This is a genomic window from Pseudomonas sp. C1C7 (assembly GCF_013359595.1).
Lineage (GTDB): Bacteria > Pseudomonadota > Gammaproteobacteria > Pseudomonadales > Pseudomonadaceae > Aquipseudomonas.
The window spans coordinates 178,454-194,685 of sequence record NZ_JABFMP010000005.1; the positions used below are offsets into that span (position 1 = coordinate 178,454).

The window sequence follows — 16,232 nt, forward strand, 5'->3', positions numbered from 1 at the left end:
CATTTTGAAAAGGACACACGCCATGACTATCAATCTGCAACTCGACGCCCTGCGCAGCGCCTACCGCGACGCCAGCATCACTCCCCGGGAACTGCTGTTGGGCCTGCGCGACAAGGCCGCGGCGTTGAACCCGGATTATCACCTGTTCATTCATTTGCTCAGCGTCGAAGAGCTTGAGCCGTATCTCGCCGCCCTCGAAGGTCGCGATATCGACAGCCTGCCGCTGTACGGGGTGCCGTTCGCGATCAAGGACAACATCGATCTGGCCGGCATACCGACCACTGCGGCGTGCCCGGCGTTCGCCTATGTGCCGCAGCACTCGGCGACCATCGTCGAGCAGTTGCTGGCCCTGGGGGCGATTCCGCTGGGCAAGACCAATCTCGACCAGTTCGCCACAGGGCTCAATGGCAGCCGCTCGCCCTACGGCGCGTGCCCTAACAGCGTGTTGCCGGAGTATCCGTCGGGTGGTTCCAGCGCAGGTTCTTCGCTGGCGGTGGCCCTCGGTGTGGCGAGCTTCTCCCTGGGCACCGACACGGCGGGCTCCGGCCGCGTACCGGCGGCGTTGAACAACCTGGTGGGGATGAAGGCCACCAAAGGGCTGATCTCCACCGCCGGTGTCGTGCCGGCCTGCCGCACCCTGGATTGCGTGACCACCTTTACCGCCACCGCGCGGGAGGCCAGTCAACTGCTGGCGCTGACCGCACACCTCGATCCCCGGGATGAATACAGCCGCGCCAACCCGCAGTGGAATGACGGCTCGGCGTTCGGCGCGCCTCGTCCGTTCCGTTTCGGCGTGCCACGGGCGCAGGATCTGCAGTTCTTCGGCTGTCCCGAGGGGCCGGTGCTGTTCGCTGATGCCGTAAAACGGCTCAAAGTATTGGGCGGCGAGGCGGTGGAACTCGATCTTTCACCGTTCCTCGAAGCGGCGCGGTTGCTCTACGAAGGTCCGTGGGTGGCCGAGCGCTTCAGCGTGGCCGGCGAACTGATGGAGCACAATCCCGAGGCCGTGCTGCCGGTGATCCGTGCCGTACTGGCCAAGGCGCCCGCGGTCAGCGGTGTGCAAACCTTCCGCGCGCAGTACCGCCTGCAAGCGCTCAAAGCCGTTTGCGACAAGGCCCTGGCCGATCTCGACTGCGTGGTGACACCGACGATCGGGCGTCCTGTCACCCTGGCGGAACTTGCTGCAGAGCCGGTGCTGCGCAACTCCGAATTGGGCTACTACACCAACTTCATGAACCTGCTGGACTACGCCGCCATCGCCGTGCCGAGCGGTTTCATGGACAACGGCCTGCCCTGGGGCGTGACGCTGTTCGGCCGCGCGTTCACCGATCAGTATCTGTTGAGCGTGACCAATGGCTTGCAGCGCCAGCAGGGTCTGGCGGTGCCGACACCGGCCACGATTGCCCGCCATGATCGCGCGCGGCTGGTGGTCTGCGGCGCGCATCTGGATGGCCTGGCGCTGAACTGGCAATTGAAACAACGGGGCGCACGGCTGGTGGAAACCACCTTCAGCTCGGCCGACTATCACTTGTATGCGCTGGCCGGCGGCCCGCCGTTTCGACCGGGGATGGTTCGGGTCAAACAGGGCGGCGTGGCGATTGCCGTGGAAGTCTGGGAGTTGCCGAGCAGCGAGTTGGGCTCGTTCCTGACCGGCATTCCGGCGCCCCTGGGGCTGGGCAAGGTGCAACTGGCGGATGGGCGCTGGGAGAGCGGATTCATCTGTGAGCCGTATGGCTTGGAGGGTGCGGTGGACATCAGCCACCTCGGCGGATGGAGGGCCTACTTGAAAACCCTCGCCTGATAGTGACCTCTTCTGTAGGAGCTGCCGCAGGCTGCGATCTTTTGATTTTGCTTCTGAAACCAAAGTCAAAAGATCGCAGCCTGCGGCAGCTCCTACAGGGAATCAGGGCACCTGGACAAACTTCGCTGGGCTTGATCCCTGCCGATTCATCCTACAAATCCCGCAGTTATTTCCTCGCCATACCACTAGAATGCATGCCATCGGACTATTGCCAATGGAATTGCCATGCCGCTTCGCTCGCCGCTGTACTCTCAACGCTCGTTGATACTCACGCTGGTCGCATTGTTGGGCGCGGGCTTTCTGGCCACTTCCTTTCTCAGTTACTACGCCTCGCGGGCGTCGATCCGCGACAACATCGTCAATACCGAACTGCCGCTGACTTCGGACACGGTCTATTCGGAAATCCAGAAAGACCTCGTCCGGCCGATCCTGATTTCCTCGATGATCTCCCGCGATACCTTCATGCGCGACTGGGTGGTCAACGGTGAGCGCGACACCGACCAGATGACCCGCTACCTCAACGAGGTCATGACCCACTACGGCGCCTACACCGCCTTCTTCGTGTCCAATGCCAGCCTGACCTACTACCACGCCAAGGGCGTGCTCAAGCAGGTCAAGGTCACGGAGCCGCGCGACGCCTGGTACTTCCGCGTACGCGACATGAAGGATCCCTACGAGATCAACGTCGACCCGGACCTGGCCAACAAGGACAACCTGACCGTCTTCATCAACTACAAGGTCTACGACTACAACAACCGTTTCATCGGCGCCGCCGGTGTCGGGCTGACGGTCGATGCGGTGATCAAGCTGATCGACAAGTACCAGCAGCACTACCAGCGCAGCGTGTATTTCGTCGACACCTTCGGACGCCTGGTGCTCACCGGTGCCGAGGGTGGTCCGCAAGGCGCGCGGGTCGGCCAGCCACTTGGCGAAATCGACAGCATGAAGAACCTGGTCAGCCAGTTGCCCAAACCCCACAGCGGCAGCTACGAATATTCCGGCCAGGGCCAGGGGCACTTCCTCAATGTGCGGTTCATTCCGGAGCTGAACTGGTATCTGTTCGTCGACAAACTCGAAGACGGTGACCTCAGCGACATCCGCCGCTCGCTTTACCTCAACCTGCTGATCTGCCTGGTCGTCACCCTGACCGTGCTGGCCCTGATCAATCAGGTGATCAAGCGATTCCAGGGCAGAATCCACGCCCAGGCCACCCTCGACAGCCTGACCGAACTGCCCAACCGTCGCGGCTTCGACCTGCTGGCCGCACAAGCGATGCACGAAGCCCAGCGCGAGCCCAAGCCGCTCACTGCCTTGCTGCTGGACCTGGACCACTTCAAGGCTCTGAACGACACCTTCGGTCACATGGCCGGCGATCAGGTGCTGATCGGCTTCGCGAGGGATCTGGAAAGCTGCCTGCGCCATTCCGACATCGTCTGCCGCTGGGGCGGTGAAGAGTTCATCGTGTTGCTCAAGGACACCGACGGCGATACCGGCCTGATGATCGCCGAGAAAATCCGCCAGCACGTGGAACAACAGGCCTATGCCTACAACGGCAGCAACCTGCATCTGACCGTCAGCATCGGCCTGACCACCCTGCAGACCGATGACACCTTGCACACTCTGCTGTCCCGGGCCGATCATGCGATGTACCGGGCCAAGCAAAGTGGCCGCAACCGAACCTGCGTGGAAAAGCCTCACTCCAGCTATGAACCCGCCTGAGCTATGCCCCGCCTGCGGCGCCCGCAATGACTGCGCCCTGGCCGATCCGCGAACCGCCGATCGGGCATGCTGGTGCTACGGCGTCAGCATCGACCCGGCGGTACTGCAGGCGCTGCCGGACGAGCTGCGCAACGCCGCCTGCCTGTGCCCGCGCTGCGCCCGGGTCGAGGCGCAGTTGCAAGCAGCTTCCCGGCCGATCGAGTAAGATACGCGGCCTTCCCTCCTCGATCCCCGAGCCATGCGCGTCGACCGTTTCCTCAGCAATCTGCCTCGCTTCAATCGCCAGCAGGTGCGTCTATTGCTGGTGGAAAAGCGCGTGCGGATCGACGGCAAGATCGTCAGCGATCCCCACGCCGATGTCCGCGAGTTCAGCCGCGTCGAAGTCGATGACGAAGTCCTGCAACAGGGCAAGCCGCTGCGCCACTTCATGCTGCACAAACCCGCCGGCTGCGTCAGCGCCACCCGCGACCCGCAGCACCCCACCGTGCTCGACCTGATCGATGAACCGGACAAAGACGACCTGCACATCGCCGGCCGCCTGGATTTCAACACCACCGGCCTGATGCTGATCACCAACGATGGTAGCTGGTCGCGACGCTTGACCCAGCCGCAGACCAAACTGCCCAAGGTCTACCATGTCGAAACCGAGCAGGACATCGGCCCCGAATACGCCGTGAAATTCACCGAAGGCCTGTACTTCGCCTTCGAAGACCTCACCACCCAACCGGCCGATCTTGAGCTATTGGGACCGAAGACGGCGCGACTGAGCATCGTCGAAGGTCGCTACCATCAGGTGAAGCGCATGTTTGGCCATTTCGACAACAAGGTGCTGCGCCTGCACCGCGAGCGCATGGGCCCGCTGGTGCTCGACAGCGCGTTGAAACCGGGCGAATACCGCCCGCTGAGCGACGAAGAGATCCGATTGATCTAAGCCGACGACCGCTCAGCAGAACTTGTCGAACAATTTACCAACGGCACTTGCGCAATGATGTGACCCCTGCTTGAATCAGGACGTCGGCCGAAATGTGACCGACGAGTCACAACATACTTCTAAGAAACTTTTTGCCGGTAGGGACCCTCGGGTTCCGGCCTCACCCGGCAGACTGCCCGCCAATAACAACACCCGTCGACCGGACTGCAATGGATCGACATGGGCCTCCAAAAATTCCAGGCATATGCCTACCTGTCACAAAGCTCGTGCAATCTCTTTTGCGCGCATACCCGCTTGCCAGGAGTCTTATGACATGAGGCCAGAAATCGCTGTGCTGGATATACAGGGTCAATATCGGGTTTACACGGAGTTCTATCGCGCAGGCGCCGCAGAGAAGACCATCATTCTGGTCAACGGCTCGATGTCCACGACTGCGTCGTTTGCTCAAACCGTGAAAAACCTCTATCCGCAGTTCAACGTGGTCTGCTACGACCAGCCCTACGCGGGCCAGTCGAAAGCCCACAACCTGCATGAAAAAATGCTGACCAAGGAAATCGAAGGGCAGATCCTGCTGGAGCTGATCGACCACTTCGGTGCCGAACACGTGCTGTCGTTTTCCTGGGGTGGCGCCGCGGCCATGATGGCGCTGTCGCAAAAGCCACGCCGCATCGAAAAGGCCGTGATCAGCTCGTTCTCGCCGGTGATCAACGCACACATGCTCGATTATCTGGAGCGCGGCGTCGACTTCCTGCACAACCGTGACGGCGACCGGGTCGGGCATCTGGTCAACGACACCATCGGCAAGCACTTGCCGTCGTTGTTCAAGCGCTTCAACTACCGTCACGTCAGCTCCCTGGCCGAGCACGAGTACGGGCAGATGCACTTTCACATCAACGACGTGCTGCACAGCGATCGCCAGTGCTACCTGAACGCGGCAAAGAAAATCGACGTACCGGTGCTGTTCCTCAACGGCGAATGGGACGAATACACCTCCGCCGACGACGCCCGGTTGTTCGCCAACCACGTGCAACACAGCACCTTCAGCACCCTGCAAGCCACCGGCCACTTTCTCGACCTGGAGCACAAAGCTGCCTGCCGAGACAGCCACAAGGCACTGATGGGTTTCCTGAAACCGGGGCAACATGAAGCCCGACCGCGTTTCAACTACGTCCAGGACCACCATGCATTGGCCATCTGAAACAGCGTCATCGCGAGCAAGCCCCGCCCTTCTGTAACCCACAGGAGCGAGGCTTGCCCGCGAACGACCGTCCCCGTTTCGCCTGCGCTAAAGCGGTGTGCCGCAAAGAAAAACTTCATTTCCAAACGTACATCTGGTACAAAGTCACCGCTCCAGGCGGGTGTCGTATAATGGCATTACTCCAGCTTCCCAAGCTGATAACGAGGGTTCGATTCCCTTCACCCGCTCCAACCGAATTTTTGTCTCACGTTGTTTTTGACGGGGGATGCAGGTAAAGAAAAAACCGGCCTTGATGGCCGGTTTTTTTGTTTCCGGGATTTTTATTTCGACCGTGCCGTTAGCGTTCTCGCGCGAAATCGCTGTTTTGTTAGCGTTTTCGTTGATCCATTAATGAAACTCGCTAGCCATAACTCTGCTGGATGATTTCTCGCAAAACCCGCGGCAAAACCTCGCAATACAGAGACCTGTCCAATTCGCGCTCAACCACCACTGCGTTCGCGGCAGCCTCCTAGACTCGGTTTTCAATCACTCACCCAACACCCTGAAAAAGATTGGTGGGTATAGTGTTGATAATGAAAAATCAGTAGGTATAGTAACCACTAGCACACCACATGGAGGTGATGTGAATAGCCGATTTTTGATAAGCCAACTCGTTGCGGACGGCTGGTACCTGGTGCGAATCAGAGGCAGTCATCATCACTTCAAACATCCGACCAAGCCGGGGCTGGTCACGGTTCCTCATCCGAAGAAGGACCTGCTCAAGAAAACGGCCATGAGTATTTTGCAACAGGCGCTGCTCTGACGAGCTTCATGCGCCGAGTCCTCGGAGGACAACGAACATGCTTTACCCGATTGCGATTTCAATGGGCGACGACGAGCACGCCTGGGGTGTGGAGGTCCCTGATATTCCGGGATGCTTTTCTGCCGGAGAGGATCTGGACGACGCGATGGCCATGGCTCGGGAAGCCATTGAAGGTCATTTCGAGATCCTGGCCGAAGACGGCTCGCCCATTCCTCCGGCCAACAAAGTGACTCTGCACGCAGCCAATCCCAAGTACGCGGGATGCGCATGGGCGCTGGTCGATATCGATGTCACCAAGTATCTGGGCAAGGCTCAAAAGCTGAACATCACGCTGCCTGGTTATTTGCTCAACCGCATTGATGAGTACGTGCAGCACCACCCGGAAGAGAAAAGCCGTTCAGGATTTCTGGCGTCAGCAGCACTCAAGGTCTTGCAGCAGAGCTGATGCACGCTGATTTAACGATGTAGGAACCGGTCCAAGTGGCCGGTTTTTTATGAGCAAGATTTGGTCGAGCCGCCATCAACGTTCGCCGATGCGTGATGGTTGTTATTTGTTGGGAGGTGATTACGTGACGCATGGGTGCAGAAACGTCCTGACGTTACATTGGGCGCCTTACGTATGGATTGCGTATAGATCAAAGCCCACCCGTAAAGATCCCGTAGCGCCACATTTCCCCCACCAACAGATGCCCTATCCTACCGGCTCACCCTTCATCAAGAGGTCGGCATGGACAGTTCGGAGTTAGGGATCATGATCATTTCGATGATCGGGTTGTTCGGCTTTGCTTCGTTTGTTTTTGAATACCTGAGCGCCAGGCGTGCGAGGAGGAGGGGCTGAAACACGGCCGCTTCGATATTCGAAAAAAACAAAAAGATCGCAGCCTTCGGCAGCTCCTACATCCGATTGCGTACCCATGTAGGAGCTGCCGAAGGCTGCGATCTTTTGGCTCTTCAAATCAAAAGCAGAATTTTCATCTCGCCGTCGATGTCTGAATTTCAGGTTCACCCCAATAAGGAAAACGGCCATGAAATTCGCAAAAGTCGCGCAGAAACTCGCCCTCTGGACCGGTAGCCCCCGGACGTTCCTGGGGGCAATCTCTTTGATTTTTCTGTGGGGGTTGAGCGGGCCGATTTTCGGGTTCAATGACACTTGGCAACTGATCATCAACACCTCGACCACGATCATCACTTTCCTGATGGTGTTCCTGATCCAGAACACGCAGAACCGCGACACCGACATTCTGCATTTGAAGGTCGACGAGTTGCTGCGCGTGACGAAGGAAGCGCAAAACGCGATGCTGGGGCTGGAGGCGCTGGATTTGAAGGAGCTGGAGGCATTGCGCAAGCACTACCGCAGCCTGGGCGAGGGGCTGACCGTTGCCATCGACGGCACCGTCGTCGAGGAAAAGGGCAAACACAACCTGAATGAATGCTGAGCGATCGTGCGCGGATGAACCTGGTCCACCCGCGCACGCAATGCCCTAGCGACTGGCTTGCAGGGCCCTGGCCATTTGCAGGTGATTTTGCAGTTTGGGCAGGGTTTCTTCGGCGTATGCCTTGAGCTCCGGCACGTCGGTGGTTTGTGCCGTTTGCTCGAGTTGCTCGATGGCTTTCTCGGTGGTGCTGACCTGACTGGCCGCGTAGGCCTCATCGAAGTTGTTGCCGTCCATGACTTGAGGCATCAGGGCCTTGGCCTTGTCCACCACCTCTTCGCGCGGCGCCACCGGCAGGTCCAGTTGCTTGGCGATTTTTGCCAGGTGCTGGTTGGCGGTGGTGCGGTCGTTGATCACCACGATGGTGTAATCCTTGACCTCTTTGGATTCGGATTTCTGGTGCGCCAGACGACTGGCTTCGATTTCGGCGACGCTTTGCGCCGAGGCATCGTTGATGAATTCAGTGGGTGACTGGGCGAAGGCACTGCCGGCGCTCAGGCCCATCAAGGTGACAAAAAAGCTGCTGCGAAAACGGGTGGCCATACGGTTCATGGTCGCGCCCTCCTTTAACAATTCAAACGGGAGCTTTCGCCCCCGTTTCTCAATCAAAACCACCTCATCCACTAGCGGGACTTCTGCCCGCCCTGTCCGCCTTTACGATTCATATCGGTCTTTGGCTCTTTGTCGACAGTCGTGGTGGTGGTTTTCCCACCCTTGCGACTGGCTTCATTGGCTTTGGTTCGATCGTTGGCCATGTGTTCCTGGTTGGAGTTTCTTGAGTTAGGCATGATTCTCTACCTCTTGGTGATAATCGCCGCGAGCTGTAGCCCGCATAGATTCTGAATTTATGCGTCCCAAAAGGTTTAGAAATTTGCGCCCGTGCCCTGACGAACGGCAGTCAATCGTCAGACCAGCCGCAGGTGATGCGCGCGCTTGGCGGTGTACATCGCCTCGTCGGCATGCCGGAACAGCTGCTTTTCTTCGGTGCCGTTTTCCGGGTATTGCGCCACGCCGATGCTGGGTTGGATGTGCAGGCTGTGCCCGTCCAGGCGCAGCGGCTGGGCCAGGACCTGACGAATCTTGCCGGCCACGCAATCGGCATCGCCCGAGGCGTGGATGCTGTGCAGCAACACCACGAATTCATCCCCGCCGATGCGCGCCACGGTGTCGGTTTCCCGCACGCAGCCCTTGAGTCGATTGGCGACGGTCTGCAGCAGCATGTCGCCCACCGCGTGGCCATGGGTGTCGTTGACCTGCTTGAACCGGTCAAGGTCGACATACAGCAATGCCATGCGCCCGTTGTCCTCCCGCGCTGACGCCAACGCAATCTTGAGCCGATCGCGCAGCAATTCGCGGTTGGGCAATTGGGTGAGCTGGTCGTACTGGGCCATGCGCTGCAGGCGCGCATGCAACTGCTTGCGCTCGATTGCCGTCGCCACCTGCGCGCACACGTACTGCAACAGTTCCTTGTCCTGCTCGGTGTAGCGCTCGCCGCCGGGGATGCTTTTGACGATCAGCGCACCGATGGTGCCGTTTTGCGAATTGAGCGGCACGCCCAGCCAGCAGGGTGAATTCTGCCCGGCCACCAGCGCTTCGAAGCCCACCGGTGGAGTGTCCTGATCCGGTGTCAGGAGGATCGGCATTCCCGTGTTGATCACCTCGGCACACAGCCGTCCGGTGATGGTGCCGGGTTGCTCGGGTTGCGGCTCGTGGTCGTCGACGTGATAGGGGAAATTCAGCTGCGCGCAATGCTCGTCATACAGCGCCACGGAGAAATTCATCGCCGGCAACCACTCGCCGATGATCATATGAATGCGCTTGAACAACGCCAGCAGGTCTTCCGCCGCATGGGCCGCTTCCGATATCGCATACAGCGCCGCCTGCCGCGACTCGGCCTGCTTGCGCTCGGTGATGTCGCGGGCCACGGCGATGCGCAACTGATCAACCTCCGACCAGCGCGCCGACCACAGGATGTGCACCACCTGGCCGTCCTTGCGCAGGTAGCGGTTCTCGAAATTGAGCTTGGGTTCGCCGCCCATGATGTCTCGCGCGGCGTCGAGGGTGCGCTGGCGGTCAGCCGGGTGCACCAGGTCGATCATCATCCGGCCGATGAGCTCGTCAGGGCTGTAGCCGAGGATGCGCTCGCAGGCCGCGCTGACAAAGACGAAACGGCCCTGTTTATCGACTGCGCAAACGGCGTCCAGCAAGAGGTCGATGTAGCTCGCCAACGGAGCGGAATTTCTGGTGGTCATGATGCCGAACGCGTTTCCGAACTATGCCGCAATAAGAAACCATCCCTGACCCACATCCCTATAGCCGATGCAGCCTTGCATCGGCTTCAAGCCTTGTTCGTCACCAGCCCCGGCAAGGCATGCGCCAGGGCATTGATGGCAAACCCGATGAACATCACGCCGCACAAGCGGGTGATCATCAATTCATGACGTTGATACAAGGTGCGCACCCGGCGTGCCCCCACCACCCCGATGAGGATAGCGTAGGCGAAAAGGCCGCCGACGAAGCTCAGGAAGATCAGCCACGGCAGCATCGACCAGGTCAGCAGCTCGGCGCGGCTGGACAGCAACGCGGTGAAGGTCGCCACGGCTACAGGGTAGGCCTTGGGGTTGGTCAGGCCGAACAGGATGCCGTGCCAGAACGGCTGGCGCGCCGCGCCCTGAGGCTCTTCGGCGCTGTTGCGACGCGCCCGCACCGCTCGCCAGCCGAGCCAGAACAAATAAAGCCCGCTGAGCACGCCCAGCACATCGAACGCGGTGCTGCCGATTTCCCGTGCACCGACGATCGCCACCAGCGCGGTGCTGCACCACACCACATCGCCCAGCAGATGCCCGCACAGAAACCCCGCCCCCGCCCGCCGTCCATGTGCCGCGCCGATCCCGAACACCGCCAGCACACCGGGCCCGGGGGTGATGCCATAGATGAAGCCCGAGGCGAGTACGGCCATTAGGAGCGAGGGGGTCATGGGAAGTCCTTTTGAACTGTCTGGTGAATGGTGGCCAGTCTATATCAGGTCATTGTGGGTTGATTGACTGATTGTCGAACAATTCTGTGAATGATGGAGGTATGAAAGCTTAAAGATCGCAGCCTTCGGCAGCTCCTACAGGAGAGCGGTGGCGTGTTGGATTTTTGTGTTTAGCCAGTTCAATGCTTGATCTGCGCTGCGGCGCTTGTGCCAGGCCAGCACGAAGGTAAACGCGGGAATGTGGAACGGTGGCGGAACGACGATCAACGACGGTTCGGCGAAATCCCGCAACGCCCGGGAGGCGACGGTGAGGATCAGGTCGGTGCCGCTGATCAGCGCCGGGGCGACGTTCCAGTGCGGCAGGCTGATGGCAACGCGGCGGCGCTCGCGCAGAGCGGTCAGGGCGCGTTCGATTTCCGGGGTGCCGCTGCCGCGCATTTCCAGCAGGACATGGGGGCAGCGCAAATAGGTGGGCATGTCGAGGATGCCGCTGTCCGGCAGTCGGCTGCGATCCAGCAGGCAGGCGTAGTGTTCCTCGAACAGCGGCGTGCTGCGCAACTCGTGGGGCATTTCGGGAAACACGCCGGCGGCGACATCGATGTCCCCGTTGAGCACACCTTCGAGCATGCCCTCGCGGCTGGCGTGGCTGATTTGCAGATCGATGCCCGGCGCTTCGCGGCGCAAGGTGCGCACCAGTTCGGGCAGGACGATGGCGGCGCCGTAGTCGGACATCGCCAGGCGAAACCTGCGCTTGGCAGTCGCCGGATCAAAGGCGTTCGGCGCCAGCAGCGATTGCACCTGGGCCAGGGTTTCGGCCAGTAGTGCGGTCAGTTCCAGAGCCCGCGCCGTTGGCACCAGCCCCGCCCCCGCGCGCACCAGCAGCGGATCGCCGAGCAAGTCGCGCAAGCGCGCCAAGGCATGGCTGACCGCGGGCTGGCTCAGGTGCAGACGCTCTGCCGCACGGGTCACGTGCTGCTCGCTGAGCAAGGCGTCGAGGATCACCAGCAGGTTGAGGTCGATACGGCGCAGATCATTCATCTGATGCATGTTCTGAATAGCAAAACGGAATTTAAATTTGCGTGATGAATACCCTAGAGTCCAGCAAAACCTGTTGGAGAGCGAACATGAATACCTTGCATTGGGCCGGCCTGTTGCTGCTGGCCGCCTTCGCCGGGGCGGTGGTGCCGTTTCAGAGCGCGATCAATTTCAATCTGGGGCGCGGCCTGGGCCATCCATTGTGGGCCACCCTCGCCTCGCTGGTGGTCAGCATCGCAGTGCTGTTACCCATCATGCTGGCGATGCGATTGCCGCTGCCGTCACTGACGTTCATCGGCCATGCGCCGCTATGGATGTGGGCGGGTGGCGCCTTTGGGGTGTGCTTCATATCGCTGGCGCTGGTGCTGCTGCCCAAACTCGGCGCTTCGGGATTCATGGCGCTGGCGTTGGCCGGGCAAGTGGTGGCGTCGATGCTGCTCGACCACTTTGGCTGGTTCGGCTTGCTGGAGCGGCAGGTGACGTTGCCCAAGGTGTTTGGGGCGGTGTTGCTGATTGCGGGGGTGGTGTTGATTCAGTTTGGCGACGGACTGGGGAAAACGGTGTCTGCAACCTCTTGAAAAGCAAAAGATCGCAGCCTTCGGCAGCGCCTACAGGGATGCGTGGTCTCTGTAGGAACTGCCGGGGGCTGCGATTGTTTTACGCTTTGTCGAGGGTGCGCAGTTTCTGCGGCAGGCCCCACATCAGCAGTGCCACGGCGATCAGCGCGCAGACGCCGATGACATACAGCGCCGGGGTGGTGCTGCCGGTCATGTCCTTGATCCGGCCGACCATCACCGGGCTGACGATGCCGCCGAACTGACCCAGGGTGTTGATCACCGCGATCCCGCCCGCAGCGCCTGCACCAGCGCCGGCCAGCAGTTTCGGTGGCAAGGTCCAGAAGCTCGGGATCGAGGCGATGATCCCGGCACCGAGCAGGCCCAGCGCAACGATCAGGAACGTGGTGTGGCTGGCGAAAATCCCCGCGCTGAAGAAGCCCAGCGCGCCCACCGCCACCAGGCCGGCGACATACTTGCGACGCTCGCCGGTAGCATCGGACAGACGCCCGATCACCACCATGCTGATGGCGCCGCAGATGTACGGGATGGCGGTCAGCAGACCGATCATCACCGGGCTTTCGGTACCGGCGCTGCGGATCAGTTGCGGAGCCCAGAAGTTCAGGCCGTAGGACGCCACCTGGATCAGGAAGTAGATCAGGCCCAGCGTCAGGAAGCCCGGAATCTTCAGTGCCGCGAGCAGCGAGCCGTGAGCCTTGTGAGGTTCATGCTGGGCGATGCGGCTCGACAGCAGGGTCTTCTCCGAAGGGGTCAGCCAATGGGCGTCTTCGATGCGGTCCTTGAGCAGGGTCAGCACCAGCAAACCCAGGCCGATGCAAGGTACGCCGCCAAGCAGGAACAGCCAGTGCCAGCCGCGCATGTCCATCACGCCATCGAGGTGTTCCAGCACCAGTCCGGAGAACGGTGCACCCACCAGGCCTGCGAAGGCCGACGCCAGGAACAGCATCGAGGTGATGCGGCCGCGATAGTGCTGCGGGAACCACAATGTGAGGTAGTACAGAACGCCCGGCGCAAAACCGGCTTCCATCGCGCCGATCACGAAGCGCAGCACGTAGAACTGCCATTCGCTGTTGACGAACACCATCAAGGCGGTGGCCAGGCCCCAGGACATCATGATCCGGGCGATCCAGCGGCGCGCGCCGACCTTGTACAGCATCATGTTGCTGGGCACTTCGAAGATTACGTAGCCGACCACGAACAGCCCGGCACCGAGGCCGTAGGCGGTGTCGCTCAGGCTGAGGTCCGCCTGCAGCTGGAACTTGGCGAAGCTGATGTTGATGCGGTCGAAGAAGGCGAACAGGTAGCAGACCATGATCAGCGGCATCAGCCGCCAGGCGACCTTGCTGACCAGGGCTTTTTCTTCGTCGTGGCTGACGGCCGGGCTCGCCCCGGCCTCCATTGCATTGAGGCTCATAGCGTTTCTCCAGGTGGACTTCCCATGGGGTGTCCGGATTGTTTTTGTTGTCTGGTAAATGTTCGTTTTGAAAATTTCTGTAGGAGCGAGGTTTGCCCGCGAATGCGGTTTGTCAGTCACCTTCGATGTTGAACGTCAGATCGCCTTCGCGGGCAAGCCTCGCTCCTACACAGGGGTTGGATATGTCAGGACGGCACGGGATGCAGGTCGCAATTGCGCCCCGCCTTGGCCAGCTGGCCGGGCACTTCGTGGCCGAGCAGCGCTGGCAGGCCTCGGGACAACTTCAACAGCAGCGGCAAGTCGATGCCGGTGTGAATGCCCAACTCATCGCACAGGTTGACCAGATCTTCGGTGCAGATGTTGCCCGAAGCCCCGGGCGCGAACGGACAACCGCCGAGCCCGCCGAGGGCGGCGTCGAACCGTCGGGCGCCAGCCTCATAAGCAGCCAGTACGTTGCACAGGCCAAGGCCGCGGGTGTTATGGAAATGCAGGGTCAGGTCCGCTGGCGATACCCGCTGCAACACTCGCCGCACCAGACGATCCACCTGCCGCGGATTGGCCATGCCGGTGGTGTCGGCCAGGGTGATGCCTTGAATGCCGAGTTCCTGGTAGGCCTCGACGATCTGCAACACCCGGTCCTCATCGATCCGGCCTTCGAACGGACAACCGAACGTGGTGGCGATGCTGGCGTTGAGTCGCACCGGTTTACCCTGCACGAACTGGACGATTTCACCGAAGGCGGCCAGCGAATCCTCACACCGCATGCGCATGTTGGCCATGTTGTGGGTCTGGCTGGCGGACATCACCAGGTTCAGTTCGTCGGCGCTGCAGGCCAATGCCCGCTGCGCGCCCTTGAGATTGGGGATCAGTGCAACGTAGATCACCCCCGGTTGGCGGGTGATGCCCTTGAACACCAGCTCGCCGTCGCGCAGCGCCGGAATGGCCTTGGGCGAGACGAACGAGCCGCCTTCGATACGGCTGAATCCGGCCAGGGACAGTTGATCGATCAGGGCGATCTTGTCGACGGTTTCGACCCAGGTCGGCTCGATCTGCAAGCCGTCGCGGGGGGAGACTTCCTGAACGATCAGGTGGTCGGAATAATCGGTGATCATTGCACCACTCCTTCGACTTTCAGGCGCTCGATGTCGGCCACCGTCAGGCCCAGTTGCGTGAGGACGGCGTCAGTGTGCTGGCCCAGGCCGGGGCCGGACCAGTTCACGCCGCCCGGGGTTTCCGAGAGCTTGGGCACGATGCCCGGCATCTTCACCGTGGCGCCGCCCGGCAGCTCGGCATTGAGCAGCATGTCCCGGGCCTGATAGTGCGGATCGGCGACGATGTCGGCCACCGAATAGATGCGTCCGGCCGGCACTTCAGCCGCTTCCAGCGCCGCCAGCACATCGTCGATAGGCAGGCTGCTGGTCCAGTGGGTGATCGCCGCGTCGAGCAGGTTGCTCTGGGCCGCACGCCCGTCGTTGTGGGCGAACTGCGGCGCTTCGGCCAGATCCGCGCGGCCGATGGTGTGCATCAAACGACGATAAATCGGATCGCTGTTGCCGGCGATAACCACGTAGGCGCCGTCCGCCGTGAGGTAGGTGTTGGACGGTGCGATGCCCGGCAAGGCACCACCGGTGCGCTCGCGGACATGGCCGAGCATGTCGTACTCCGGCACCAGGCTTTCCATGACGTTGAACACGCTTTCGGCCAGGGACACGTCGACGATCTGCCCGACGCCCTGCCCGGTCTTGACCCGCAGCAGCGACATCAGCGCGCCGATCACCGCGTGCAGTGAGGCCAGTGAATCGCCGAGGCTGACGCCCACCCGCGCCGGTGGTGTACCGGGGGTGCCGGTGGTGTAGCGGATGCCGCCCATGGCCTCGCCGATGGCACCGAAACCGGGACGATCACGGTAAGGACCGGTCTGACCATAGCCCGAGATACGCACCAGGGTCAGGTTGGGGTTCAGGGCGTGCAGCACGTCCCAGCCCAGCCCGAGTTTTTCCAGCGCACCGGGGCGCAGGTTTTCGATCAGCACGTCGGCGCTGGTCGCCAGTTGCTTGACCAGTTCGATGCCTTCGGCGGATTTGAGGTTCAGTGCCAGGGACTTCTTGTTGCGCGATTGCAGGTACCACCACAGCGAGGTGCCTTCGTGCAGCTTGCGCCATTTGCGCAGGGGATCGCCCTGGCCCATGGCTTCGATCTTGATCACCTCGGCGCCGAACTCGGCGAGCATGCGCGCGGCGAACGGCGCGGCGATCAGCGTGCCGATTTCGATCACTTTGATCGCACTCAAGGGGGCAGTCATCGCGGGGTACCTCTTGTTCTTGGAATATGTGCCAAGGCTAGAGGA

Annotated in this window: 18 protein-coding genes and 1 tRNA gene; 10 read left to right on the top strand and 9 right to left on the bottom strand. The window is 61.0% G+C overall.

Translation table 11 applies throughout. The features are described from left to right. Positions 1 to 22 precede the first annotated feature (22 nt). From atzF to HNO86_RS06645, 8 genes are all read left to right on the top strand, one after another. Entirely contained in the window at positions 23 to 1,801 is a 1,779-nt protein-coding gene (atzF, locus tag HNO86_RS06610; RefSeq protein WP_175376207.1) for an allophanate hydrolase, read from the top strand. 225 nt (positions 1,802 to 2,026) lie between these two features. Next, positions 2,027 to 3,520 carry a sensor domain-containing diguanylate cyclase gene (locus HNO86_RS06615; protein ID WP_175376208.1) on the top strand — a complete coding sequence of 498 codons (1,494 nt, stop codon included), beginning with the start codon at positions 2,027 to 2,029 and terminating at the stop codon, positions 3,518 to 3,520. Beyond that, entirely contained in the window at positions 3,507 to 3,725 is a 219-nt protein-coding gene (locus tag HNO86_RS06620; RefSeq protein WP_175376209.1) for a cysteine-rich CWC family protein, read from the top strand. The genes HNO86_RS06615 and HNO86_RS06620 overlap by 14 nt, the downstream gene beginning before the upstream one ends. A gap of 33 nt (positions 3,726 to 3,758) precedes the next feature. Continuing rightward, positions 3,759 to 4,451 carry a pseudouridine synthase gene (locus tag HNO86_RS06625; protein ID WP_175376210.1) on the top strand — a complete coding sequence of 231 codons (693 nt, stop codon included), beginning with the start codon at positions 3,759 to 3,761 and terminating at the stop codon, positions 4,449 to 4,451. Positions 4,452 to 4,764: 313 nt separating this feature from the next. Beyond that, positions 4,765 to 5,649, top strand: coding sequence for an alpha/beta fold hydrolase (locus HNO86_RS06630; RefSeq protein WP_175376211.1), 885 nt, complete (start codon positions 4,765 to 4,767; stop codon positions 5,647 to 5,649). Between the two features lie 156 nt (positions 5,650 to 5,805). Then, positions 5,806 to 5,879 (top strand) — tRNA-Gly (locus tag HNO86_RS06635). Positions 5,880 to 6,271: 392 nt separating this feature from the next. Next, on the top strand, positions 6,272 to 6,451 hold the full coding sequence (locus HNO86_RS06640; RefSeq protein ID WP_175376212.1) for a type II toxin-antitoxin system HicA family toxin: 180 nt from the start codon (positions 6,272 to 6,274) through the stop codon (positions 6,449 to 6,451). A 37-nt stretch (positions 6,452 to 6,488) separates the two neighbouring features. Continuing rightward, complete coding sequence (locus HNO86_RS06645) at positions 6,489 to 6,896, top strand: type II toxin-antitoxin system HicB family antitoxin (RefSeq protein WP_175376213.1); 408 nt, start codon at positions 6,489 to 6,491, stop codon at positions 6,894 to 6,896. Between the two features lie 297 nt (positions 6,897 to 7,193). Here the strand turns inward: HNO86_RS06645 and HNO86_RS06650 are convergent, their stop codons facing one another. Next, positions 7,194 to 7,478 carry a hypothetical protein gene (locus HNO86_RS06650; RefSeq protein WP_175376214.1) on the bottom strand — a complete coding sequence of 95 codons (285 nt, stop codon included), beginning with the start codon at positions 7,476 to 7,478 and terminating at the stop codon, positions 7,194 to 7,196. Between HNO86_RS06650 and HNO86_RS06655 the strand changes: the two genes are divergently transcribed. After that, positions 7,477 to 7,887 (top strand): low affinity iron permease family protein, encoded by a 411-nt coding sequence (locus tag HNO86_RS06655; RefSeq protein WP_175376215.1) that lies wholly within the window; start codon positions 7,477 to 7,479, stop codon positions 7,885 to 7,887. The genes HNO86_RS06650 and HNO86_RS06655 overlap by 2 nt on opposite strands. 45 nt (positions 7,888 to 7,932) lie before the next feature. Here the strand turns inward: HNO86_RS06655 and HNO86_RS06660 are convergent, their stop codons facing one another. The 5 genes from HNO86_RS06660 to HNO86_RS06680 all read right to left on the bottom strand — a co-directional run bounded on the left by HNO86_RS06660 (position 7,933) and on the right by HNO86_RS06680 (position 11,908). Then, positions 7,933 to 8,436: a DUF4142 domain-containing protein gene (locus HNO86_RS06660; RefSeq protein ID WP_175376216.1), complete on the bottom strand. Its 504-nt coding sequence runs from the start codon at positions 8,434 to 8,436 to the stop codon at positions 7,933 to 7,935. Between the two features lie 71 nt (positions 8,437 to 8,507). Then, complete coding sequence (locus HNO86_RS06665; protein ID WP_175376217.1) at positions 8,508 to 8,672, bottom strand: stress protein; 165 nt, start codon at positions 8,670 to 8,672, stop codon at positions 8,508 to 8,510. 117 nt (positions 8,673 to 8,789) lie between these two features. Further along, complete coding sequence (locus HNO86_RS06670; protein WP_175376218.1) at positions 8,790 to 10,136, bottom strand: sensor domain-containing diguanylate cyclase; 1,347 nt, start codon at positions 10,134 to 10,136, stop codon at positions 8,790 to 8,792. Positions 10,137 to 10,222: 86 nt separating this feature from the next. Next, complete coding sequence (locus HNO86_RS06675) at positions 10,223 to 10,861, bottom strand: LysE family translocator (protein WP_175376219.1); 639 nt, start codon at positions 10,859 to 10,861, stop codon at positions 10,223 to 10,225. A gap of 135 nt (positions 10,862 to 10,996) precedes the next feature. Beyond that, positions 10,997 to 11,908 (bottom strand): LysR substrate-binding domain-containing protein, encoded by a 912-nt coding sequence (locus HNO86_RS06680; RefSeq protein WP_175376220.1) that lies wholly within the window; start codon positions 11,906 to 11,908, stop codon positions 10,997 to 10,999. A gap of 77 nt (positions 11,909 to 11,985) precedes the next feature. On the opposite strand from HNO86_RS06680, the gene HNO86_RS06685 reads away from it, so the two are divergent. Beyond that, a complete protein-coding gene (locus HNO86_RS06685; protein WP_175376221.1) occupies positions 11,986 to 12,474 on the top strand; it encodes a DMT family transporter in 489 nt (162 codons plus the stop codon). A gap of 79 nt (positions 12,475 to 12,553) precedes the next feature. Here the strand turns inward: HNO86_RS06685 and HNO86_RS06690 are convergent, their stop codons facing one another. From HNO86_RS06690 to HNO86_RS06700, 3 genes are all read right to left on the bottom strand, one after another. After that, a complete protein-coding gene (locus HNO86_RS06690; RefSeq protein WP_175376222.1) occupies positions 12,554 to 13,885 on the bottom strand; it encodes an MFS transporter in 1,332 nt (443 codons plus the stop codon). A 185-nt stretch (positions 13,886 to 14,070) separates the two neighbouring features. Then, positions 14,071 to 14,997, bottom strand: a complete 927-nt coding sequence (locus HNO86_RS06695) for a hydroxymethylglutaryl-CoA lyase (RefSeq protein WP_175376223.1) — start codon at positions 14,995 to 14,997, stop codon at positions 14,071 to 14,073. Next, entirely contained in the window at positions 14,994 to 16,187 is a 1,194-nt protein-coding gene (locus HNO86_RS06700; RefSeq protein ID WP_175376224.1) for a CaiB/BaiF CoA-transferase family protein, read from the bottom strand. The genes HNO86_RS06695 and HNO86_RS06700 overlap by 4 nt, the downstream gene beginning before the upstream one ends. Positions 16,188 to 16,232: the final 45 nt, after the last annotated feature.

Bases quoted from the DNA above. Each gene is read 5' to 3' on its own strand.
- atzF (WP_175376207.1), top strand. From the start codon at position 23: ATGACTATCAATCTGCAACTCGACGCCCTGCGCAGCGCCTACCGCGAC.
- HNO86_RS06615 (WP_175376208.1), top strand. From the start codon at position 2,027: ATGCCGCTTCGCTCGCCGCTGTACTCTCAACGCTCGTTGATACTCACG.
- HNO86_RS06620 (WP_175376209.1), top strand. From the start codon at position 3,507: ATGAACCCGCCTGAGCTATGCCCCGCCTGCGGCGCCCGCAATGACTGC.
- HNO86_RS06625 (WP_175376210.1), top strand. From the start codon at position 3,759: ATGCGCGTCGACCGTTTCCTCAGCAATCTGCCTCGCTTCAATCGCCAG.
- HNO86_RS06630 (WP_175376211.1), top strand. From the start codon at position 4,765: ATGAGGCCAGAAATCGCTGTGCTGGATATACAGGGTCAATATCGGGTT.
- HNO86_RS06645 (WP_175376213.1), top strand. From the start codon at position 6,489: ATGCTTTACCCGATTGCGATTTCAATGGGCGACGACGAGCACGCCTGG.
- HNO86_RS06655 (WP_175376215.1), top strand. From the start codon at position 7,477: ATGAAATTCGCAAAAGTCGCGCAGAAACTCGCCCTCTGGACCGGTAGC.
- HNO86_RS06650 (WP_175376214.1), bottom strand. From the start codon at position 7,478: ATGGCCGTTTTCCTTATTGGGGTGAACCTGAAATTCAGACATCGACGG.
- HNO86_RS06660 (WP_175376216.1), bottom strand. From the start codon at position 8,436: ATGAACCGTATGGCCACCCGTTTTCGCAGCAGCTTTTTTGTCACCTTG.
- HNO86_RS06665 (WP_175376217.1), bottom strand. From the start codon at position 8,672: ATGCCTAACTCAAGAAACTCCAACCAGGAACACATGGCCAACGATCGA.
- HNO86_RS06670 (WP_175376218.1), bottom strand. From the start codon at position 10,136: ATGACCACCAGAAATTCCGCTCCGTTGGCGAGCTACATCGACCTCTTG.
- HNO86_RS06675 (WP_175376219.1), bottom strand. From the start codon at position 10,861: ATGACCCCCTCGCTCCTAATGGCCGTACTCGCCTCGGGCTTCATCTAT.
- HNO86_RS06680 (WP_175376220.1), bottom strand. From the start codon at position 11,908: ATGCATCAGATGAATGATCTGCGCCGTATCGACCTCAACCTGCTGGTG.
- HNO86_RS06685 (WP_175376221.1), top strand. From the start codon at position 11,986: ATGAATACCTTGCATTGGGCCGGCCTGTTGCTGCTGGCCGCCTTCGCC.
- HNO86_RS06690 (WP_175376222.1), bottom strand. From the start codon at position 13,885: ATGAGCCTCAATGCAATGGAGGCCGGGGCGAGCCCGGCCGTCAGCCAC.
- HNO86_RS06695 (WP_175376223.1), bottom strand. From the start codon at position 14,997: ATGATCACCGATTATTCCGACCACCTGATCGTTCAGGAAGTCTCCCCC.
- HNO86_RS06700 (WP_175376224.1), bottom strand. From the start codon at position 16,187: ATGACTGCCCCCTTGAGTGCGATCAAAGTGATCGAAATCGGCACGCTG.